We start from the raw sequence: 23,078 nt of genomic DNA on the forward strand, positions 1-23,078 counted from the left end.
GAATTAAAAGTTCAATTTAGGTTTTCTTAAATTTAATAAAGATTGTTCAAGAACAAAATTACAAATAATCATTTAAAGCTAAGAACATATTTATTTGTTTTTGAAATTACAAATTTAACAATCATTTTTTTCAATACCTTTAAGATTCTTAAAAAAATCTCAATATTATTTAAATAGAAGCATGAATGGATGATTATTAGGGTAAAAGAAATTATCTAGGAAGATACATACTAAATGGTAGAAGGGAGGATTTACGCGAAATATGCGTAAAACTTATGTCTAAAAATAATAATATAAATACACCAGGTCAAACGGGAATTGTTTTTATCGTATCTGTAATTATTGTTACCTTATTTGTTCTATGGGGTGCAATATCTCCTGCGTCTTTAAACGAAAATGCTACAAAGGGCTTAGAATGGATGATCACTAACTTTGGTTGGTTTTACATGCTTATTACTGCCGTATTCGTGCTTTTTGTAATTGTATTAGCATTAAGTCCATACGGTAAAATTCGTTTGGGGAAACGCGATGATCGACCAGAATATAGCTGGTTTTCTTGGATAGGAATGCTTTTTGCAGCTGGGATTGGTGTTGGATTTGTGTTCTGGGGGGTTGCAGAACCCGTACTCTATTATATGGATCCTCCGTTAGGATATGAACCAGGTACACGCGAATCCGCACTTGCCGGCTTACGTTATGGATCCTATCACTGGGCATTGCATCCATGGGCAATTTTTTCTATAGTAGGGATGACTCTCGCTTATGTACAGTATCGGAAGGATCGTCCTGCACTGATAAGCTCGGCTTTCTATCCGATTTTAGGTGAAAAAGTGAAGGGGTGGCCAGGTAAAACCATTGATATATTAGCTGTTATTGCAACTTGTACAGGTGTAGCTACTACTTTCGGTTTAAGTGCAATGCAGATTACAGGCGGATTATCTCATATCTCACCTATTCCGAATTCACCGATTACACAAATGATAATTATTGCAATTGTAACTGTTTTATTTATGGTATCAGCGGCTCGTGGGCTTGATCGCGGTATTAAAATTTTAAGTAACATCAATTTAGTAGTAGCTGGATTATTATTAGTTTTTGTTATCATAGTTGGGCCAACTTTATTTATAGCAGAAAGTTTTGTAACAACATTGGGTGGATACGTCACCAATGTGGTACCAATGGCTCTTACCTTAACTCCTTTTTCAGAAAGTGAATGGCTTGGAACGAATACAATCTTCTTTTGGGCCTGGCACATTTCGTGGGCACCTTTTATGGGAATATTCATAGCCAGAATTTCAAGAGGAAGAACAATTCGTGAGTTTATGGCTGGTGTTTTAATTATTCCTTCTTTATTAGCAATTGTATGGTTTACAACCTTTGGAGGAACCGGATTATTTATTGAAATGAATGGTGTGGGAGGATTATCAGAGCTTGTTAATAGCGAGGTGGAAATAGCGTTATTTGCTACACTAGCTGAATTACCGTTAAGTGTCATCACAAATATCTTAGCTATCCTGCTTATTTTAATCTTTTTCATTACATCAGCAGACTCTGCTTCTTTCGTTTTAGGTTCTATGACTTCAAACGGTGATCTAGAGCCTAAAATGTCAGTAAAATTAATTTGGGGTTTTTTAATTGCTGGTGCTGCTACTGTTTTACTAATTAGTGGTGGCGGTGGTCTTAGCGCCTTGCAAACCGCTTCTATTATAGCTGCATTACCTTTTTCGATTGTTATGATCTTAATGATTACTTCCATTATGATGACACTAGGAAAAGATTGGCAATTGGATAGGCGATTACGCAGACGTAAGCGCGTAGATTCTGTAAAAGGAGAGTTCCGTGAAGAGTTTAAAGGGGAATTTAAGGATGAATTTAAAGATGAATTCTCAGAGGAGTTTAAGGAAGAATTTACAGAGGAATTTAAAGAGGATTTTAAAGACGAATTCACTGAGGAAGTAAAGACTGATATCTATAAAGGCATGAAAGATGAACTATATGATGACTTTAAAGATGAAATTTACAATGAAATGAAAAAAGATTTTTATGAAGATTTCAGAGAGAAAATTTATGATGAGATGAAAGAAGAAATACTAGAAGAAATTGATCAATCACCAGATAAAAAAGTAGACAATGATGATAAATAACTTTTTAAATTGGTGAGGAAGTGCAAATTGTCGCACTTCCTCCCTCGTTATAGGCAAATTTCTTTTCGAAATGGTTATCCTATGGGAAAATAATATACATCAATTAATTAGAGGTGTATTAAGTATGGAAATAGAAATTTGGTCAGATTTTGTCTGCCCATTTTGTTATATAGGTAAAAAACAATTTGAATTAGCTTTAGATAAATTTAAATATAAAGATGCAGTTAATGTAACGTTTAAAAGTTTTGAGTTAGATCCTAATGCAAATGAATACGACGGCAAATCTATTCATCAAGTTCTTGCAAGTAAATTCAATTCGAGTGTCGACCATGCCAAAAAAACTAATTTGCAAGTTGAAAACAAAGCAAAATTAATTCACTTACCTATTAATACAGATATTATAAAGCCAACCAATTCCTTTGATGCTCATCGATTACAGAAGTATGCACAAACGCAGAACAAGGAATTAGCAGCAACAGATGCAATTTTTAAAGCGTATTTTTCAGAAGGTAAAATAATATCAGAGCCGGATACATTGCGAAAAATAGCATTAGATATAGACCTTGACGCTTCTGTCAGTGATGAACTTGTAGAAAATAAACAAAAATTCGCAAAAGAAGTTCGTGAGGATGAAGAATTAGCAAAACAATATCAGATTACAGGAGTTCCCTTCTTTATTTTCAACCAAAAATATGCTGTTTCTGGTGCGCAAACTGTGGAAACATTCCTTGCCGCTATGGAAGAGGTATGGGAAGAAGACCATGAAGAGTGGAAAGATCCCACACATAAGAAAAATTATTGTGTTGGTGAATATTGTGATGGAGAAAATTGTGATGATGAGTCTTAACCACAAAAGGAGTGACATTTAAATTGCATAATTTCGAGACACTTCATACAAATATAGAATTAGATGACTTTTTAAATAATCATAAACTATCTTTCCTTTACATTTCTAAAAATAACTGTAGTGTCTGCCACTCGTTATTTCCTCAGATTAAGGAACTGATGATGAAATATCCTAAGATTAATCTTGGTTATGTTCTAGTTGATGAGTTTCCTAGTATTGCAGGAAGATTTAATATTTTTGCTGCTCCAGTGTTAATCCTATTTATTCATGGAAAAGAATATCTGCGTGAAGCAAGGATTGTTCATCTGGATCAATTTGAAGAGAAGCTAGATCGAATATACGAAAATTTTCAATGAAAAAACGGTGCATCCTTTAATGCACCGTTTTTAAAATACTGCTTCTTTTCTAATTATTGCATGCTTAATTCAATAGCCTATTTGAAAAGTTGCTCGCTTCTCATCTTCCTCTGTTTCAATGGTTTTAATACGGATATGCTTTCCATCTATCTGCATGAATTTCCCTCTAAATTCGATCGATTCAATAGCATGCCAACGATCATTATTTGTAAATCCTCTTGTTAATGTGAAGGAACTTGCTTTATTTTTATCAGAATTTAATTTACACACAAATTTCTCGATAGACACAAAATTACCTGGGTACGTAATGCTTTCAAGATAAATGTTGTCACCATTAGGCTTATCCTTCACTATTTTCCAAAGCATTTCTTGATATGGATCAAATGGATATACCTCTATAGTAATAAACCCATTATTTACTGTAGTGAGATATGCCTCTGGACTTGAATAAGAACGAATTCGATTCCATTCTGGTCTTTTGCCCCATTTTTTTACTAGCAACTCTAATTCTTTCTCACTTACTTCCACATAAGCAGGGTGTTTTGCATTAAGAGGCGGATTATAATCCTCACGTTTTAAAGGAATCCATTCCCCTGAAGTAAGAGATTTACTTTTCCAACCATAGAATTTACCATTTTCAGGATAATAACTATCTCCATATAATAACCAACCATCCTCCATATTATTGAGCAACATCGGAGCTTCGAACATTGGCTCTCCAATTAAGACATCCATTAGTTGATTATCAAACGCTCTAGGTTTTAATTCATTAGAATAAGCCGCTTTTATCCTTTTTCCTTCATAAGGTGATTCATCGGGATCTCTTTCATCCTTAAAATATAGATAATATGTATCCCCTTCCTTTTTTATATTGGCATCAATTACATCAAAGCCCGGATCAAAAAAGATTTCGGCTTCACTAACTTCAATAAAGTCCTTTGTATAGCTTACATATATTCGATTTCTATCTGTATTACCTGACCAAAGGATAAGATAATACTTACTTTTATTATCATAAATTACTTCAGGAGCCCAGGCATGCATTCCGTTATTATTTAAATGCAGTAACCGACTGTTGGTAAAAGTAACTAAATCTTTTGAATCATAACACTGAATATATTCGCTATTCCACATATCGGTTGCTAATACAACAAAATCTCCATCTTGTTTTCTATAAATAAAAGGATCTCTCATACCCTTTTCCCCAATATCCGCTTTTAGTACAGGATCATTATTATTCAAAGGGACCTAATTTTTTGCATCTTTACTGTACGCTAAATGTAATGCATGTGAATCAGCATGCTGCATAGGTGACTCAGTAAAGTAACTCATTACATAATAAATATTATTCATAATTTCCCGCCTTTATTAACAGATTGTTAGCATTTATGTCCTAAACAAAAAAATTTATAAAAATTGTAAAATTACTATCGTTATTTTTATTTCCTCATGGTATAATCTAAATGAACTACATATTCTATTCTATCACCTATATAATATGACCTAATTTCGACATAACTACGGAAAATGGTCTTACTCGTCTTTTATTTTACTATATTCAGAAAGCCCTTACATAACAAAAAGACTTCATAGGGAAAGAATTTTAAATTTATGGAGGTAGACAAATGAAAAGAAAATTTTTCAAAAGGAAAAATTCATCGACACCAAAGGAACCGAGAAAAGCTTGGAAAGAAACTTTTTCTAAAATAAGTATACCCAAATGGAAAAAGACAAATAAAGATAACACTAATAAAAGTAATCAAAAGATGGTCGCAAGGAAGAATTCAGTTAGTACAAAAATCCTAACGAGCTTGATTACTACGGTGTTAGTATGTGTAATCATTGTGGGGCTTTCCTCTTATTATATTTCTAATAACATTATTAAATCTAAAGTTACTGATGCCTCAGAACAAACCATCATACAAGCTGGTGACAAATTAGATTTTATGATGAATCGGTATAAGGACCGGGTAACAGAAATATTAATGGATCAAGATTTTAGTAATACGTTAACATCGTTAGATACATATGAAGACACCAATAACTTTGATTACTTTTCTCAAAAGAATAATATTGACGAAACATTAATGCAAGTCACATTAATCGATCAAAATGTCGATCTATATTTAATTAATTCAGATCGTGGTAGACTTATTTCGTCTACTCAAACAATTTCTGAGGATACCTTCATAGAGACTGAGTGGTACAACCAAGCACTTGAGAATGACGATGCTACAACATGGATTGGCGGCTTCCAACAAGGACTTAGTGGGGCAAATTCTGATCCAACGATAAGTTTTTCACAGCGGCTTAGAATAGGTGGCAGTCAATATTTATTAATTGTAGAGTTAAATACAGTTGTTTTTGAAGAAGCCTTAGCAGATGTTCGTTTTGGTGAAAATAACCAAGTAAGTATGGTAGATGCAGAGAGAAGAACTATTTTTTCTTTCGACCCTACTGAAATGGAAGAAACTTATCAGTATGATATCTCAACCGACCCAGAAACGAATATGACAGAAGACGGGGACAGATTAGTTTTTCAAGATAAGTCAGAGATAACTGATTGGTATTTAGTCGGTTCGGTCTCAGCTAAAGAACTAACAAAAGACACTAATGTTATTTTTATCGTCATTGCAGCGATAATAGTTCTATCCTTGCTTATCTCATTATTCATAGGCAGAAGAATTATAAATATGATTGGTAAACCATTAGAAGAAATGTCGATGCTTATGTCTAAAGCGAAAGAGGGAGATCTTCGTGTGCGTTCATACGATACTGATCGTAAAGATGAAATCGGTGAGCTAGCAGGAAGCTTTAACTTAATGTTAGAAAATATTTCAGATTTAATGCAAACTACTAGAACGTCTTCTACAAAAGTTCTGGATGCAGCGATTGAACTCACTGAAATCTCTCAAATGCAATCGCAATCTGCTAAGGAAGTAGCAGCAGCATCAGAAGAAATTGCTAGTGGTGCTACCGGTTTAACTGATGAAGCAGAAAGAGGTAACTTATTAGCTTCTTCTATCCACGATGAAGTAGAGAATGTTTTTCAAAATAATAGTGAAATGGAAAATTATGCTGGACAGGTATTAAAAAGAAGTAATACTGGTTTAGATAAAATGAATGAACTTGTACAAAAAACAAAAGACGGCGCATCCATGACAGATGCTCTAATGAGTAAGGTTGATACCTTAAAAGAAAGTACAGAACAAATTAATGACGTAATGATCATGTTAACGAATATTGCGCAGCAAACGAACCTTCTAGCACTTAATGCTGCAATAGAAGCTGCACGTGCTGGTGATGCTGGTAGTGGATTTGCAGTAGTTGCCGAAGAAATTAGAAAACTTTCGAATCAATCCAAAGATTCGATTGATAGAGTCGAAGAAATCACAAATGGTATTGTTTTCGAGGTAAATGAAACATTACATGTTTTAGAAGAGGCTGGACCAAGGTTTAAAGAGCAGGTAGGTCAGGCTGAAGAAACCCAAGAGATACTGAATGATGTGGGCGGAAGAATGAGCGCATTTACGGACAAAATTACGGAAGTGACAAGTTCGATTAAACAACTTAGAGCTTCCCAAGAGACACTCTCTTCCACCATTCATCAGGTTAGTGCAACAGCAGAAGAATCTTCAGCTATTAGTGAAGAAGTTTCAGCGACTACTGAAGAGCAGTTAAAAGTAAGTGAATCTCTAGTTAACACGTCTGATCAATTAAAAGAGCTTTCCACCGATTTACAAGATACCTTAAATAAATTTAAAGTATAATTAAAAATGGTTGGCCCAATGATACTGGGCCAACCATTTTTTACATTCCTAATTATTTGTCTGCTAATAGTGGCATCAAATATAATGCTAGAATTCTTGCAATCCTATCAGCACCTTTTCTGGTATAGTGCGTACAATCCTCTCCATTATGAGATACCATAAAGTAAGTTGCAGCTTCTTGATATCCAATATTCTCTAAGTGATATAGACTGTGTTTCATAAGATCGATACAATCTACTTTCTCCTTATATGCTACTTCCTTTATGGCATTACAATAATCACCAAAATCTGCTAGAAATTCATTTTTTACATAATGTAACCTTGCAACTGGGGTAATTAATATTGGAATAGCCCCTTTTTTTCTGCCTTCGACAATATATTCTGTTAAGTATTCTTTGAAATCTCCATAAGCTTCTGTATAACGCAAAGGTCGTTCCTTCGTGGAATCGTTATGCCCCATCTGAATTAAAAGAAAATCATTTGTTTTAATCTTTTTCATTATTTCAGTTAGTCTGCCTTCTTCGATAAAAGTTTTACTACTTCTTCCACCAATTGCATGGTTACACACTTCTAATTTTTCAGGTAAATAGTTTGAAAGGAATTGACCCCAACCTGCTTGAGGAGCTTCCTTATCCGGATATGTTTGCGCTGTTGAGTCGCTTGCAATGTATAAGTGTTTCTTTAATTTCATTAATATACGCCTACTTTCCATTTTTAAGAAGGTTGCTCTGCTAAAATAGATTGCTTATATTCAATTCGTAAGAAAGTGCGATAAGAAATCCACATAACAATCATACTAGTTAAACTTGCTCCAAATAAGAATAAAAATATTGGAAAAGAGACCCATAAATAATAAAGTGTAAAAACAGCGGCTAATAAATAAAAAGTACGAATAGGCTGATAAATGGTTATTAATAATGCATTTTTTAAATAACTATAAAACTTGTTATCATAATGGACATATAAGGGATAAAAATAAGCAATCATAATTAAATACATGAAAAACACGATGATAAAAAGGGCCTTTATCGTCATATTAAGCCAAGGTATAGGTACTTCAAAATACTGCATATTAATATACAACATGTACCCAATAAAAATTAATAGCAAAGTTATACCATTTGTTTTCATAAACTCCTCACGATATGCTTGCCAATACATTTTAAAAACGGGCAGTCCTTTCTCACCCATCGCCCACTTTCTGAAAATAGAAAACATAGCTACAGTGCTTGGACCTAACCCAAAAACAACTAAACCTAAAAGAGTAAAAGAAACCCATAAAAAATTCACATAAAATAGAAAAAGAATAGCTTCACCAAACTGATAAAACTTTCCTACAAAGGAATCATCTTGCACGTTTTTCACCACCTTGTATTACTTCTTCTTTTAATAATACGGGCCCTATTAAGCCAGACTTTTTTTTGAGTTTATCCATTTTATTAGCAGCATTATTTGTCACAATAATTCTAAGCTTATTTTCACTTTTTTGAAGCAGATTTTTATTAAAAATAAGCTGATAAGGTGCCCACATCTTCACCCCTACAGATACCTCATTTAAATATACCTCTGCTATTTCAACGCATTCTCCTAGGTCAATTATTAGCCTTCTGGAATTAGGAGAATGGGTTATACTAAAGGTTGCATTATACTCCATGGAGCCAGAATATTCTTTAAAGCCATCCCAGTTGACCCAGTCTGAAAGAATTGTTAAATCTTCATAGACGACTTTGTCTTGGCAACTTACTCTCCATGGTCCGCTTATTTCTTTAAGGTTTTGCCATAGTGTTTTTTGACTCTTCGGATTATCGATAGCTGCTTGAGTATTGATAGACTTATTGGGATCTATGTTTAAAATAATTGAACTTCGTCGTTCTAATTGGACTGGAATTTCTCCTATTAATTGAGCATCCTTACTCCTACCTGCTATCTTTGCATTAGGCAAAGATTGGATTTCTCCTGACCAGGCATCCCATTTCGATACCTTTCCCGGTATATTATTTATAATGTTACCTGTAAATCCCTCTTCTCCTTCATTTACTATAAGGTGAAAATAGCTACTTTCTTTTAAAACTGTTGAGATTCTAATGTTTGATGCATATTTATTAAAATGCAATCTAGGACTAGTATCTTCTTTCAGTAACTTATTCACTTCCTCTAGTAAACTATTATCTGAGAAGAATATTCCTCCAAAGTAGTTAACAATCTCAGTATTATCTGACATTAAATGCCCGCCATTTTTAGTCCATATTAAAAGCTTGCTCTTTACTCCTTTCGAAATATCACTTAATGCTATATCCTCTAAAACTAAGACACTATAACGTTGATTAGCAATTTCTAAAAAGCTATCATTTATCATGACCTGATCAGCTTCAATTAAATCTGCTTCCAAATAATTAAATTCTACTTGATTTTGAAAAAATAGTTTTGCGCTTTTCCATGTCAGATAATCTCTCTTTGCATAGATGGCAACACTAGCTTGATTCACACTATCTGTCATCAGCCAACTTAATCTTTTCATGTATGTGCTGAAGTATGTATAATATGGCCACCACGTATTATTCGGTCCAACATCTGGAGGACGTTCATGGCTTCTTATTTTCCCATTTATCGAATAATAAAAGGCGTGTGGACTATATAAATTCACACCTCGAACAGCCAGCCAATCAATATACCACTTCATATCATCAGCTGTCAAATTCCAATTATTATCAATTCCACACACACCCAATACCTCATTGAGATTTCTCCTTCTCCTGCGATGTCTAGCTGCATCGGAACTACATTTTGCTGCTGTGGAGTGTTCACCTTCTATCCCCTTATTATATTCTGGAGCAACCCATCGCCAAACCACATCTTGACCTGGAATATGAAAAGAATCCAATAATCCAATGTCATCACTCTCTGCAGGATGACCTGTTAAAGCCAAATTATTTTTTTCACACCATTCGCTTAATGTCTGATAATAAACCCGCTTCATACGCTCCTTTATCATCCTGTTATACCGTACTTTCACAGAATTAACCTCTTCATTTTCATCAATAAATAATCCTAATAAATCCTTCAATTCATGATCATTTGCAAGAAATTCATCCAATAACCCTTCTGTCCAAGGAATGACGTCAGCACGAGGATTTCGACCAAGTATATTAGGTTCATCAGTAAACATAGCCGTAATAGTTGAACCAAAATATTCTCCAACTTCTGCTTTATATTTTTCATGAGTATGCCGTATAAATGATTGAACAGCTTGTGGATTGAGTAAATCTGCTGATTGCGGGGCATCTTTTTCCCCATCGTCTTGCCCAGAATGAATACCTCGAATTGTCCCCCTCGAATATGTTTCCACACAAGCGATAACATCCCATGACTCCGAATCTATATTTTGTTTAAAAAACGCTTCCCAACTTGTTTCATCTATTTTAATATGACTTCTACTCTCAATTTTTAATTCTGTTACAATTGGGACACTTAATGGATATAAACAGGTAACAGAGTCTAAATTAACTTCGGTTTCTTTCCCTTGATTAGCAAAATATAAAGCTACTAACTTCTCTCCTTCGTCCAAAGGAAGAGTCAAATTATTCGAATGAAAAACTGTGGCAGAGATCTTGGTCATATAGAGGCCCCTACTTGCAAAAGCAGGATTTTCTTTTACAACCTCCCCATTTGCAGACCCTGACGGATACATCCCTTCATCATATAAAATTACTTTCATCTTTAGTCTAGCGGCTTCTTTGATAGCAAATTTTACATAGTGCATAAAAGACTTTGATAAATAGGGAGTATTCTTAGGAATTCCCATTCGAGGATGTAAGACAAATCCATTAACTCCTTTATCATCAAAGTCATGAATTTGTTGTTTTAATTCTTCTTCATTTAATTGATCATTCCAAAACCAAAATGGCATTGGAGTAAATTCTTTGTCAGGATTTAAAAATGCTTCTTCCATTTGTGAGTACATCCTATTTCCCCCTGAAATTAAATTCTGCCAATTTATGAGGATTTACTTTTTCTAAATTGGCTTGGTGGTACACCAACTTCTTTTTTGAAAATTCGGTTGAAATAACTATGTCGATAACCTACTTTCTCTGCAATCTCATTAATTTTCAAATCAGAGTTTAATAATAATTCTTTTGCTTTATTAATTCGTATATCAGTTAAATAATCAATAAAATTAATTCCTAATATTTTTTTGAAGGCCTTACTTAATGTATATGATGTTGTGTTCGAAATATCTGCACAATTATCTAAGGAGATATCCTCCATGTAATTTTCATGAAGATATAAAGTAACCTTATCTACTAGTTTCTTCATTTCAATATTCATACTATTTTCTACTAATTCCACATATGGCTTAATTACTTCATCAATTAGAAATCGAATGATCCATTCTCTTTCTCTGATTTGAGATAATTCATGATACATATCCCGTTCCTTATACAGTGTGTGAGGATCTATTCCGGAATGCAATATTTCATGCTGAATACTTGAAAATAACTGAATTATACTAATATGAATGTTCATTTCTTTATTATCTTTATCTATTAAATCATTGAAAAAACGACGTATCAGTGCCTCTGACTCATTTATTTTCCCTCTTCTTAAGGATTGAATAATTTCTTTCTCTAACTCAAAAGGATAGACCCAATTACTGTTCTTGTCTTGTGCTTCGATGTCAGATAAATGTATAATTTGATTTTGATTATCAAATTCACGATATCTTTTGCCACGTCCAACCTCTTCGAACAATGAAGCAACCTGCTTAACCTCCGAGACTGCAGGACTTATTGTAATTGTCGCTTTCAATAGAAAAATTTCATTTATAAGCCGTGTCAGTCTTTCTGAAAATGTATATAAATTATAGGATAGACTCTCGTCCTCCTTCGGAAATAGTAAAAACATACCTGCAGACAAATCATAATAGTTCAAAACCGAGTACTGATCAAAAAATTCCTCTCCCAAGTCATCCATGATATTAGCAATGGCAAAAGTAAGAAGTGATTCATCTTTTTCAAGACTTAAATTAGTTTCATAGATACCCGTTAATTGAACATCAATTAATTGAAACTGATGTTCTTCTACCTTCCAACCATAATTCTCCATTCGTTTTCTTAGATCTTCTTCACTATGGTCATAAAGATATCCTTTTGTGAGCTGCGTTAGAAAGTTTTGTCTTAATTGTGGCATTTGTTTTGCTAAGCGGCTTTGTAAATGTTCTCGCTCATCAGTTAATGCTGTAAAGTGATTTCGAATCATTTCAAATTCATCCACTTGTTTCTTTTTAATAAATACTGAGGACCTGTCTGTTTCATTTGCAAATGTTGAAATTAGTTTTTTTACTGGTCGATAAAGTTTATTCGACGCAAACCACGTCATGATAAACGCAATTAATATTAACGAGAAGCTAGCTATTAAAATAACTTTTGAAATCGTAACAATTGGTGAAGTAATCGATGATATAGGCGCAACTGAAATATACGTCCAATTTGAATCGATTCTTCCAAATGTGCCATAAGAAATAGAATACGTTTCATTTTCCCACTCTAACTGAAAAACTTGATCTTCAGATTCTGCTGTCAATAATTTCTCACTAATTGCTTGTTCAAAGGAAGCATCCTTTTCATTGGCCGCTAGAATTATTTCTTTTTCATCATTTAACAAATATGTACTTCCCTCACTATAAGGAGTTAGCGTTTGCAATAATTGTGCAACCTTGTATTTGTCGAGAGAAACAATAATTGATCCAAAAGGCTTGTTACTTACACCAGGAATATGGTGGGTAAGTGTTATTTCATTTTCATACTTACTATATGCTTCAAATAAATCGGGTTGCTTCCATGTAACATTTTGATTTCTGTCTAATAATGATTTATAAGCTCTTTGCAGGTTAGTATCATTTAAGTAAGAAAGGTATGGATTAAATAATACTGGTTTATTTCGATCTACAAAAAGTTCCACATCTTCGATTAATGGATGGCTTCCTTGCAATATCATCAATTTTTGTTTAATTTCTCTTGTATCCTGAAAATTCACCACAAAGTCCATTTCCATGATATTTGAATTAAAACTCGGTTCAAAAGCCCAATAAGATAGGGACTCCTCTAAATAATTAAATTGGTCATCTATATTTTTTGCTCTATCATCGATCTCTTTTCGGTGAATATCTCTTAATTCCGCTTCCGTTGATGATAATCCAAACCAATAAATACCTACTCCAGAAATAACTCCAGGAATAGATGCTATAAGTAAAATTAGTAAAAAGCTCCTTCTGAAATATTGACTAGTCCAACTATTACTAATCCATTCTTTCCATTCCCCTATTTTTCGCTTCATCTATTCACTCACCCTTTTATTTACAAGTAAAATACATAATACCATAAATGTAAACGCATTCTTTTTCTGTTATTTTATCATAATTCAAAAGGGCTTACGCTATAATTTTATTCTTCCCAACTACTAATATGCTGTTAAAATGCACATTAACCTTTCACTGACCCTAATAGAATTCCTTTGGCAAAATGCTTTTGCAAAAACGGATAAAAAACTAGGATAGGTAAAGTTGCTACAACAACTACAGCTAACTTCAACGATTCTTCTGGTGGTTCAGATAGCATGGTATCCATTTCACCAAAATCTACATTAGCAACCATCATAAGCTGCTGTAATAACAATTGCACAGGCCATTTTGCACTATCGCTAATATAGAGAAGCGCATTAAAGAAATCATTCCAATAAAAAACTGCGTAGAAAAGTGTAAATGTTGCAATAACTGGCTTAGAGAGTGGAATAACAATTTTCCAAAAAACTCCCATATCGGAACAACCATCTATTTTGGCTGCTTCCTCTAATTCTGTAGGTAAATTCTGAAAAAAACTTTTCACGATAATTAAATAAAATGGATTAATCGCAACTGGTAATATCAATGCCCATAACGAATCGATTAAACCTAAATTTCGGACAACCATATAAGTTGGAATCATGCCACCATTAAAAACCATGGTGAACACAACTAAATTAAGAATAATTCCTCTTCCTAATAAGTTATGACGTGATAAAGGGTAAGCCATTGTTAGGGTCAAAAGCAGACTAACAATCGTACCAAGTATAGTGACAAAAATAGAAATCCCAATACTTCGAATAAAGGTAGTGGTAGAAAATATATAACGATAAGCATCTAACGTAATGGTTTCTGGAATTAGAAAGAATGGACGTGACGCTATTTCTGCTTCTGTTGCGAACGAGCCTGCAATAACATATAAAAATGGTACTAACGTTACTAACCCCATCACTATTAATAAAATATGATTAAAGACATCAAAAACTCTTCCTGCTGGTGTATTATGCATTTTATGCATGACTTAGAACCTCCTTGTTATCATACCAGTGGTTATTTTTATAAATAAGTAAGCAACAAGTTAAAATAACCCCGTTTGCCCCATTTTCTTCGCTACATAGTCGGCTCCATAGATTAAGATTATTCCAACTACTGCTTTAAACAAGCCAACTGCGGTACTGTAACTAAAAGCTCCTTGTGTTATCCCTACAAAGTAAACATACGTATCAAATACATCTGCAACACTTCTATTTAAAGAATTAGTCATTAGATATATTTGTTGGAAGCCTTGATCCAAAAAATTCCCTAATCTTAAAATTAATAAAATTACAATGGTACTTCTAAGAGCTGGTAATGTTACGTGCCACATGCGACGGAAACGCCCTGCCCCATCAATAATGGCAGCTTCATACTGCTCTGCGCTAACACTAGCTAAAGCAGCAAGAAAAATAACAGTACCCCATCCAGTTTCTTTCCATATGACTTGCCCGATAATCATGGGTCTAAACCAATCAGGACTAGATAAAAATGAAATCTTTTCTCCTGTAAAGTATTCAACAACTGCGTTTACTGCTCCCCCACTAGTAGTAAGGAATACATAACTAATACTCGCAATAATTACCCAAGACATGAAATGTGGTACATAAACCAATGTTTGAATAGTGCGTTTAAATAATTGCATGCGGACTTCATTTAATAGCAATGCAACAATTATTGGTGCTGGAAAGAAAAAGATAATATCATAAAAAGCTAATATTAACGTGTTTCTTAGGAGTCGGAAAAAATCAGGATTTTGGAAGAAATATTGAAAATGGTCAAAGCCTACCCAATCACTTTCCCAAAAACCCAGAAACGGAGAGTAATCCTGAAACGCCATTAGCACCCCCCACATTGGAAGATATTTAAATAGTGCAAAGTAGAGAATACCTGGTATTAATAAGACATAAAGCCATTTATCACGAATAAAAATTTGCGTTTTTGTAAGCCTACTTCCTGATTGGTTTTTCGATTTTTTATTTTTTCTTATGCTTAGCTGTGTCACTTGATTCCCCCCTATGTATTTATTAACTTTACAATAAAGCCAAGGCAAGTACTCCAATAGACTTCACTTGCCTTGGCATTAGATAGCTATTAGTTAGCTTCTTGATACAATTGATTAATTTCTTCAATATACTCTTTTCCACCTGAATTCATCCATAATTCTTCTGCTTCTTCTAAACCACTTTCATCAATTTGACCAACAATATACTGAATTCTTGCATCTTCAATAATATTGTCTAACTGTTCACCTTGACGTCCATATATTTCAGAGACTAATGGTTCAGCTGGATTTGCTACAACTATATCTTCATTTTCAGTCTGAATTTGACGTTCTTTTTCTTTCAACTCTGTAACTGGTTTTTCTAAATAACGATTTTCAGGAACAAAGGTTAGTAGTTGGTTTAAATCTTCATACTCATATACCAATTTTTGATCTTCTGTTGGAACATACTCACCGTCTTCAATCTCATAGTGCGTTCCTTCTACCCCGTTATATGCCAAACGTTGCCCTTTTTCACTACTTAATTTGTCTATAAAATCAAGCACACGATGTAGTTCTTCTTCGGTTTCTACACTTCCTTTTGAGATAGCAAACATCATACTATAACCAGTAGTTGGTAGGTTAAATAATCCATTAGGTCCTTCAACAGAACCAAATATGTCCACACTTCCCTCTAATTCAGGGTCAGCTTTAACCATATTATTCAAATTTCTTGTTGCTGCATCTGCCACATCCACGACAGTTCCTGCTTCACCTTTTACAAAAGAATCATGCCATTTAGCTGGATCCATGACAGCAAAGTCTTCGTTTACTAATCCTTCATCATACATCCTTTTGAAATAATCTAATGCTTCCTTATATTCCGGTGCTTGAAAATGTGGATATAATTCGTTATTTTCATCGATGCCCCATTTATTTGGCACCCCGAACCAAGTTTGCATAATATTCCACGGTCCTGGATATTCAGATACAACTTGCCCAATTGTGTCATCTTTTCCATTACCATCAGGATCATCGTGTGTGAAAGCATGCATCACATCGTAAAATTCTTCTGTGGTTGTTGGCATTTCCATACCAAGGTTTTCTAACCAATCTTTTCTAATGCTCGTAGCCATACGTCCAAGTGGACGAGCTCGATAAATAGAATAAATTTTACCATCAATTGAAATATTGTTTTTAACGATATCATTCATTTGACTTAAATTTTCATAATCTTCAATGTGATCCGTTAAATCCCAAAACGCACCATCTCCTACTGCATTAATAAAACTAGGAGTTTTTCCTGTTAAAATAATATCTGGCAAGTCTCCAGATGCCAACGTTATGTTAAACCTTTCCTCATAATTACTATTAGGTACAAATGTAATGTCCATATTTGTATTGGTATATTCTTCGATGGCTTGCCAAGCAGGACTATCAGACGTAGGTGGTTCAGGTGTAAAGGCTGTTGTCATAATAGATAAATCGTAAGCTTCGTCACTTCCTGAGGATTCACCATTTTCCTCCCCTGAATTTTCTGAACCAGCTTCTTCTTCATTACAAGCTACAAGAAATAAAGTTAGTAATAAGGTAAATAATAATGCAGCTAAACTCTTTGACTTATTTTTCATCATATAATCTTTCTCCCCTTTTTGAATTATGATTGCAAAACACTTCACACTATGTTTTCTTTCCTCCTTTTCTATTTGATTACGAAACAAAAATCGTTGCGTTAACCAAAATATAAAGCGCTTTCAATTTGCTGGCAATATTCATTTTTTGTCCAAATATTTTCTCGTGTTTAAATCCCTTTATATCAGTCTTCAAACCATTATAATATCACTTTTTTTCTTCTTTATCACTTTCTTGCACATTCGTATTTTTAGTTATCTCGAATCAACAAAGAAAGAAACTAGTGAGTATAAAGTTAGTTTCTTATTTTTGCAACCTATTCATAAACTAATAAAATTTAAATACTCTAAACAAACTTAGTTTTCAAGAAAATAATGTAATCTAATAGAATAAAAGAAAAAGCTGCACCCAAAATGAAATTTCTCATTCAGGTGCAGTTAGTATATTTGTTTCGTTATTTCCATTTGATTTTTTGTTAAATTCCAGAATAATAATCGTACCGCTTCCATCTGACTTGATATAAAGTTGATCAGTATATGTAGTCATTAAATGGAACCCTTGTCCTAATGTAGAAGAGGTGGAGTATCCTTTAATCAAGGTTGCACGAGGAATATCTTGTAAACGAATCCCTTTTCCCTTATCTTTTATTATAAATAAGAGATTTGTTTCATTTTCAAGTACTTCCATGTGTCCATTGCCTGCATGTTTAAGAGCATTAGTTAAGCCTTCTTGGACAGTTAAAAGAATACGGTAATGGAACGCAACAGGCATTTTTGCTTTTAATAATATATCTTTTAATCGTTGTCTTACCTCATTTAATTGGTTTGCAGATTTTAGGTCAAAAACCGCTTCCATTTTATAACCCTTTACTATTTCAGCAATAGTCTCTTTCTTGACTAATTGGACTTTTCCGTTAGAAATAGCAAACACTACATCGCGAAAGCTTTCCCATTGTTCTTCCATTAACTCTTTTTCTTTCCGAACAATATCAGTTATATCAAAGCTTAAAAAACCTCCACTTTGATAGCCTAAAGGTATCGAATGAATGTCAATATATCGCTCAGTATCTTCATCTATAATCGTATCTCTTTTTGGTTCATTATCACGAAGCGCATCCTGCATCATTGTCATCATTAATTTTTCAGTGAGAAGTGGTTCTTTATTTCCACTAATTTGTTTTAAGTGACCCTTTTCATACTTAAACGTAGTTCCTACTTGCAATTGCTCTAATAACTCTGATTTAAGTAATTCCGATTTTAATGCATCGCGCACTTTATTTTTTACATCATCCTCAAGATCTTCGGTTAAATGATCTACTAGCTCCCGTTTATTCATAAATAAATATTCATATTCATCTCTTGATAATCGTGTATCCTGATCCTTTAGTCTAGCTACTTTAGTTATATCAAAGGCTGTCACACCCTGTTCCTCTAATCCTTTATGAAATACTGGGGACACTTCAGCATTTATTTCACCATCTATATTAACTTCGTACGTATTATTTGGCGCCTCTGTTTCTATTAGCATCCCTACTCTGCTAATAACTAATAACTTACCAGTATAATTCTTTCCTGTGACAGAATCTTGTAATGTAAGACGTACTGGTGGATCTACTTTCTTTCTTAATGACCCTCCATCAATATATTCAGTACATACAGAACATGATGGATTGGACGGACAGCTTGCACAGATTCCCATCTCTCTTCTTCACTCCCAGTTGCATAACTTTCAATAAATAGTAGTGCTATTTTGGTATTGACTTTTTAATTATAGCAGAATTAAATAGCATAACTGCAATTATTTTTTTATTCATCTACTACAACTTCAAGTTGTTTGGGTAATATTTCAATTTCGAGTGGGAGTTCAAAACCTTCATCACCATCGACATTTGTCGTTAATTTTTTATCAGCAGTAATGGAAATTTTTTTTGTTTTACAGTATATAATTTGATCTTCTGCTTCTATCTCTCCTCTAACAGCTGCCCTAGCTAAAGATAGCGCCTCTTTTGGATTAAGTTCTCTCATAATAAACAAATGCATAAATCCATCATTTACATCGGCACTTGCAATCACATTTTCTATGCTTGCAACCGTGTCAGTAATTGCTACAAGTACAAGCATTGCTTGTTCATGAAAACTTTCATTATCTGTTTCTATTTTGACACTAAATTTTTCTTCTTCTTGTAGTGTTTTAATACCTTCAAGGAAATAAGCAAGTGAGCCGAATTTTGTTTTTTGTTCCGCACTAACATTATAAGTAGCTTCTGCTAATGCACCAATATTAATTAAATTGATAAAATAACCATTGTTCACTTTTCCAACATCCACATGTTTTGTTTTTATTTCTTTTAGTAGTTCGATTGCTTTTTTTGGACGAAGTGGCAAACCAATCGCTCGAGGGAAATTGTTAACTGTACCAAGAGGAATTATTCCTATAATCGGCCTATATTCCATCTCTGCTAATCCATTAACAACTTCATTTATCGTCCCATCCCCACCCATGATGACTAATAAATCAATTTCATCAATACAAGCATTTTCAGCAAAACGTGTGGCATCTCCCTCTCCTTCTGTTTCCTCTACAAAAACATCATAACGATCCTTTAAAACGTCCACTACTTGTTCCTTAAACGTACGTGCTTTTTCTGTACCTGAGCTTGGGTTTAAAATAATTCTAGCCTGCTTCATAAACAATCACCTTTTTTCTAGTTTTAGTTCTATTCACTTCCAGTTACAATATGGATATGTTTCGGTAAAACCTCAAGATTTAATGGGAGATTCTCTCCTTCATCTCCATCAATATTTGCAGTTAATTCCCTAGTTGAACTAATTTTAGCTTGGCTGTATTTTTTATAAATAATATTTTCATTATCAGATAGCTTCCCTGTAATGGTTGAACCCACTACATTTAATATCTCCATTGCATTTAAATTTTTCATGATAAAAATATGCATCAAACCGTCATCCACTTCAGCATCTGATGCTAACTTTTCAAATCCTCCTACAGAATTTGTTAATGCGACTAAAACAAGCATCGATTTCTCTGTTATTTCTTCATCATCAGCGCAAATCTCTATATCAAAGGTTGCTTCTTCTGCTAAAGATTTTACCCCTTCAACCAGATAAGCGAGTGGTCCTAGTTTTGATTTTTGTTCCACTGACACTTGAAATGTTGCTTCAGCTATTGCACCAATTGCGATGATATTCATAAAGTAGGTATCATTTATTTTTCCTATATCTACTGGGGTAGCTTGTGGCGATTTCCGTATTAGTTCAATAGCTTTTTTTGGCTTAAGTGGAATATGTAAAGCACGGGCAAAATCGTTCACTGTTCCTAGAGGAATGATTCCTAATTTCGGTCTATAAGATTCACTAGCTAGTCCATTCACAACCTCATTTATTGTGCCATCTCCGCCCATCGCTACAACAAAATCTAACTTTCTTTCACAAGCTTCCATCGCAAAGTGGGTGGCATCAAATTCTTTTTCTGTTTCCCGTATGATTACATCATATCCTAAAGAGATCAACATTTCTCTTACATCATCCTCAAACACTTTTCCTTTTTCTCCCCCTGAGCTAGGGTTTACAATTAACATTGCGTTTTCCATTATACAGAACTCCCTTTTTTACTAGATCACTTTTATTTATATTCCCTCTTTTTTATCAAAGTAATCCATTTGACTTAATTTTCAATTCTTTACTATACTTTATATACATATTTTCAAATGAAGGGAATAAAATTTGGTAGAATAATAATGAGGTGGTTTAGGTGAAAACAATTGCTGTATTTTGTGGATCAAGTTATGGTAGGCATGATATTTATAAAGAAGAAGCAAAAAAATTTGGTGAGCTTCTTGCAAAAAATAATATTAAACTAATATATGGCGGAGCTAAACTTGGTTTAATGGGTAAAGTTGCTGAAGGGGTGTTGACGAATAATGGATATGCTATTGGCGTAATGCCTCACTTATTGCATGAAAGAGAAATTTCACACACCGCATTATCAGAGATGATTATGGTAGAAACAATGCATGAAAGAAAAGCGAAAATGATTGAACTAGCTGATGGATTTGTTATGTTACCAGGAGGAACTGGAACATTGGAAGAATTTTTTGAAGTTTTCACATGGATACAGATCGGTTTACATGATAAACCCTGTGGAATTTTAAATACATATAACTATTATGACCCATTAATTTCTTTCATCCATAAACTTGCAGACGAGAAGTTTATGAATGAAAAGTATCGTGAAATGATGATCGTTGAAAGTAACCCAAATATTTTATTACAAAGAATGAACCAATTTATTTCACCTGGGATTAAAAACTATGAATAAGAAAGTTATTTCCTGCGCGTGAAAATTACTAACTTTCCGCAAGAGTTTTTTCTGCATTTTTGATTAAAACTAAATAACCGAGCTATAGCTGGAATATCTACCATAGTTCAGTTATATTATTGTTTTATTAACATAATCTCATTACCATAATAAATATTGATGGTCATCCAAGTATATATGGGGAATATCCATAAATAAAAATAAACCATCTGATACAGGGTATGAGAATGTACGTATCATTTCTCCGGTTTCAATATCGTTGTATACATCTGAAAGAATACCATTTTTCTCATCCTGCATTCGAATTAAATTTTGAATAAAGTAAGGACGCCAACTCCAATTCTTACCTCTAACTGTTTGATCAACTGTCCATTCTTTATCCATACGGATGATGTTTGAAGTTGTTTGAAATCCTTCAAAATCAGTTAAATAAATCCGAAAGCAAACATCGTTTAATTCTTTAGCTATCTCTACAAGACGATCATCTAGGTCCTTCGTTTTTTTATATTTATCTAAGACTTTTTTTAATCGCTCACTTAATTCTTGGGATAAAGCGTATTGCTTAGTTAAATTTTCTCTTTCAATTGAGATAAATTGATGAATGTCTTTTCTGAATTTTTCTTTTAAAATATTCTTATTTATAAAGGATGCGATTGGTTCAGATAAGAAAAACCCTTGATAATAACGACCATTTTTTCTCCAAGCATAATGAAATTGATAAGCAGTTTCGACTCCCTCAAATAAAAGTTCTGCTCCTAGCTTTCTTGCTAGTAACGATAAAGAATAAATTACACCATGATAAGCAGTAGACATTGTTTCATTTTGTAGCGCTAATAAATCCACCTTTAGAATGTCTGGTTCTAATAAACTTATTCTGTCTAAATTGCTTGCACCCGTTCCCAAATCATCTATCGCTATTTTAATTCCCATTGTTTTTAAGTATTTTAATGTATTAGATAAACTACTAAGATCTCCTGAAAAATCATGTTCTGTTATTTCTAATACAACATTTGTAAGATCTAAACCCTTTTCCTGGTAATTTAAAAATTTATCTATGAAATTATTATCGATATTGTTACTCAAATAGTTTGCTTGAATATTTAAAAACAATAAGGAATCTTGGCCATTCTCAATAAATTTTTCTAATGCCAAGCCTTGAATATGTTGATCTACCTCAATTTTAAACTCATCAGGAACGGTTGGGTCATGAAAGAACCCACCTAAGCTTTTCACTTTGTTATCGATTTCTATTCGCCCTAAAACTTCATAACCTATCACTTCATGACTATCTGCTGAAAATATAGCTTGAAAGTACGGTTTTACTTTTTTTAGTTCTAGCATAACATCTAATGGATCCAAAATTACCGCTTCCTTTCAGTCTGTAAAACAAGAATTTCTAAGTTGTTTTAAATGCTTTTACAGTATTAGATAACGTTAAGCTATGATTCCTCATCGAAATAATATGTTCTGAAATATGTACAATTGCTTCATCACTTGATTTCATTTGTTCATAAATATGTTCAATTTTATCACATATTTTTTGAAAGCTTTGTTCTTGTTTTTGAAAAATCATCTGAGATATTTTATCTACTTCCCCCTCAATTTTACCAAATTTTTGAGGCATCGTGGATAATTTCTCA

Annotated in this window: 18 protein-coding genes; 5 read left to right on the top strand and 13 right to left on the bottom strand. The window is 33.5% G+C overall.

Annotated features, from left to right (window positions below; translation table 11 throughout):
* Positions 1-275 precede the first annotated feature (275 nt).
* The 3 genes from DFR57_RS07665 to DFR57_RS07675 all read left to right on the top strand — a co-directional run bounded on the left by DFR57_RS07665 (position 276) and on the right by DFR57_RS07675 (position 3,347).
* Entirely contained in the window at positions 276-2,144 is a 1,869-nt protein-coding gene (locus tag DFR57_RS07665; protein ID WP_114352547.1) for a BCCT family transporter, read from the top strand.
* 124 nt (positions 2,145-2,268) lie between these two features.
* On the top strand, positions 2,269-2,991 hold the full coding sequence (locus DFR57_RS07670) for a DsbA family oxidoreductase (RefSeq protein ID WP_170132936.1): 723 nt from the start codon (positions 2,269-2,271) through the stop codon (positions 2,989-2,991).
* A gap of 23 nt (positions 2,992-3,014) precedes the next feature.
* Positions 3,015-3,347: a thioredoxin family protein gene (locus DFR57_RS07675; RefSeq protein ID WP_114352549.1), complete on the top strand. Its 333-nt coding sequence runs from the start codon at positions 3,015-3,017 to the stop codon at positions 3,345-3,347.
* A 69-nt stretch (positions 3,348-3,416) separates the two neighbouring features.
* Here the strand turns inward: DFR57_RS07675 and DFR57_RS07680 are convergent, their stop codons facing one another.
* On the bottom strand, positions 3,417-4,541 hold the full coding sequence (locus DFR57_RS07680; protein WP_114352550.1) for a glycoside hydrolase family 43 protein: 1,125 nt from the start codon (positions 4,539-4,541) through the stop codon (positions 3,417-3,419).
* A gap of 431 nt (positions 4,542-4,972) precedes the next feature.
* Between DFR57_RS07680 and DFR57_RS07685 the strand changes: the two genes are divergently transcribed.
* Positions 4,973-7,117 carry a methyl-accepting chemotaxis protein gene (locus DFR57_RS07685; RefSeq protein ID WP_114352551.1) on the top strand — a complete coding sequence of 715 codons (2,145 nt, stop codon included), beginning with the start codon at positions 4,973-4,975 and terminating at the stop codon, positions 7,115-7,117.
* Between the two features lie 52 nt (positions 7,118-7,169).
* Here DFR57_RS07685 and DFR57_RS07690 read toward each other — a convergent pair whose 3' ends face one another.
* The 10 genes from DFR57_RS07690 to DFR57_RS07735 form a co-directional block, all read right to left on the bottom strand.
* Positions 7,170-7,808 (bottom strand): rhamnogalacturonan acetylesterase, encoded by a 639-nt coding sequence (locus DFR57_RS07690; RefSeq protein WP_114352552.1) that lies wholly within the window; start codon positions 7,806-7,808, stop codon positions 7,170-7,172.
* 23 nt (positions 7,809-7,831) lie between these two features.
* Positions 7,832-8,473 carry a YesL family protein gene (locus DFR57_RS07695; protein WP_114352553.1) on the bottom strand — a complete coding sequence of 214 codons (642 nt, stop codon included), beginning with the start codon at positions 8,471-8,473 and terminating at the stop codon, positions 7,832-7,834.
* Entirely contained in the window at positions 8,463-11,078 is a 2,616-nt protein-coding gene (locus DFR57_RS07700; RefSeq protein ID WP_114352554.1) for a glycosyl hydrolase, read from the bottom strand. Before DFR57_RS07700 ends, DFR57_RS07695 begins: the two co-directional genes overlap by 11 nt.
* Before the next feature lie 32 nt (positions 11,079-11,110).
* On the bottom strand, positions 11,111-13,450 hold the full coding sequence (locus DFR57_RS07705) for a helix-turn-helix domain-containing protein (protein WP_114352555.1): 2,340 nt from the start codon (positions 13,448-13,450) through the stop codon (positions 11,111-11,113).
* Positions 13,451-13,596: 146 nt separating this feature from the next.
* Entirely contained in the window at positions 13,597-14,472 is an 876-nt protein-coding gene (locus DFR57_RS07710) for a carbohydrate ABC transporter permease (protein WP_114352556.1), read from the bottom strand.
* Between the two features lie 60 nt (positions 14,473-14,532).
* Positions 14,533-15,492, bottom strand: coding sequence for an ABC transporter permease (locus DFR57_RS07715; RefSeq protein WP_114352557.1), 960 nt, complete (start codon positions 15,490-15,492; stop codon positions 14,533-14,535).
* Positions 15,493-15,581: 89 nt separating this feature from the next.
* Positions 15,582-17,105, bottom strand: coding sequence for an extracellular solute-binding protein (locus DFR57_RS07720; RefSeq protein WP_114352604.1), 1,524 nt, complete (start codon positions 17,103-17,105; stop codon positions 15,582-15,584).
* Positions 17,106-17,526: 421 nt separating this feature from the next.
* Entirely contained in the window at positions 17,527-18,801 is a 1,275-nt protein-coding gene (locus tag DFR57_RS07725; RefSeq protein ID WP_114352558.1) for an ATP-binding protein, read from the bottom strand.
* Positions 18,802-18,908: 107 nt separating this feature from the next.
* Positions 18,909-19,790, bottom strand: coding sequence for a diacylglycerol/lipid kinase family protein (locus DFR57_RS07730; RefSeq protein ID WP_114352559.1), 882 nt, complete (start codon positions 19,788-19,790; stop codon positions 18,909-18,911).
* Positions 19,791-19,819: 29 nt separating this feature from the next.
* On the bottom strand, positions 19,820-20,710 hold the full coding sequence (locus DFR57_RS07735; protein ID WP_114352560.1) for a diacylglycerol/lipid kinase family protein: 891 nt from the start codon (positions 20,708-20,710) through the stop codon (positions 19,820-19,822).
* A gap of 161 nt (positions 20,711-20,871) precedes the next feature.
* On the opposite strand from DFR57_RS07735, the gene DFR57_RS07740 reads away from it, so the two are divergent.
* Positions 20,872-21,438, top strand: a complete 567-nt coding sequence (locus DFR57_RS07740; RefSeq protein WP_114352561.1) for an LOG family protein — start codon at positions 20,872-20,874, stop codon at positions 21,436-21,438.
* 141 nt (positions 21,439-21,579) lie between these two features.
* On the opposite strand, the gene DFR57_RS07745 is transcribed toward DFR57_RS07740, so the two are convergent.
* Both DFR57_RS07745 and DFR57_RS07750 read right to left on the bottom strand, forming a co-directional pair.
* Entirely contained in the window at positions 21,580-22,797 is a 1,218-nt protein-coding gene (locus tag DFR57_RS07745; protein WP_114352562.1) for an EAL domain-containing protein, read from the bottom strand.
* A 37-nt stretch (positions 22,798-22,834) separates the two neighbouring features.
* Positions 22,835-23,062 (bottom strand): hypothetical protein, encoded by a 228-nt coding sequence (locus DFR57_RS07750; protein ID WP_114352563.1) that lies wholly within the window; start codon positions 23,060-23,062, stop codon positions 22,835-22,837.
* Positions 23,063-23,078 lie beyond the last annotated feature (16 nt).

It is taken from the genome of Saliterribacillus persicus (assembly GCF_003337485.1).
Taxonomy (GTDB): Bacteria; Bacillota; Bacilli; order Bacillales; family Amphibacillaceae; genus Saliterribacillus; species Saliterribacillus persicus.

Excerpts from the sequence above, each read along its gene's own strand:
- DFR57_RS07665 (WP_114352547.1), top strand. The coding sequence starts at position 276 with ATGTCTAAAAATAATAATATAAATACACCAGGTCAAACGGGAATTGTT.
- DFR57_RS07670 (WP_170132936.1), top strand. The coding sequence starts at position 2,269 with ATGGAAATAGAAATTTGGTCAGATTTTGTCTGCCCATTTTGTTATATA.
- DFR57_RS07680 (WP_114352550.1), bottom strand. The coding sequence starts at position 4,541 with ATGAGAGATCCTTTTATTTATAGAAAACAAGATGGAGATTTTGTTGTA.
- DFR57_RS07685 (WP_114352551.1), top strand. The coding sequence starts at position 4,973 with ATGAAAAGAAAATTTTTCAAAAGGAAAAATTCATCGACACCAAAGGAA.
- DFR57_RS07690 (WP_114352552.1), bottom strand. The coding sequence starts at position 7,808 with ATGAAATTAAAGAAACACTTATACATTGCAAGCGACTCAACAGCGCAA.
- DFR57_RS07700 (WP_114352554.1), bottom strand. The coding sequence starts at position 11,078 with ATGTACTCACAAATGGAAGAAGCATTTTTAAATCCTGACAAAGAATTT.
- DFR57_RS07705 (WP_114352555.1), bottom strand. The coding sequence starts at position 13,450 with ATGAAGCGAAAAATAGGGGAATGGAAAGAATGGATTAGTAATAGTTGG.
- DFR57_RS07710 (WP_114352556.1), bottom strand. The coding sequence starts at position 14,472 with ATGCATAAAATGCATAATACACCAGCAGGAAGAGTTTTTGATGTCTTT.
- DFR57_RS07720 (WP_114352604.1), bottom strand. The coding sequence starts at position 17,105 with ATGATGAAAAATAAGTCAAAGAGTTTAGCTGCATTATTATTTACCTTA.
- DFR57_RS07725 (WP_114352558.1), bottom strand. The coding sequence starts at position 18,801 with ATGGGAATCTGTGCAAGCTGTCCGTCCAATCCATCATGTTCTGTATGT.
- DFR57_RS07730 (WP_114352559.1), bottom strand. The coding sequence starts at position 19,790 with ATGAAGCAGGCTAGAATTATTTTAAACCCAAGCTCAGGTACAGAAAAA.
- DFR57_RS07735 (WP_114352560.1), bottom strand. The coding sequence starts at position 20,710 with ATGGAAAACGCAATGTTAATTGTAAACCCTAGCTCAGGGGGAGAAAAA.
- DFR57_RS07750 (WP_114352563.1), bottom strand. The coding sequence starts at position 23,062 with ATGCCTCAAAAATTTGGTAAAATTGAGGGGGAAGTAGATAAAATATCT.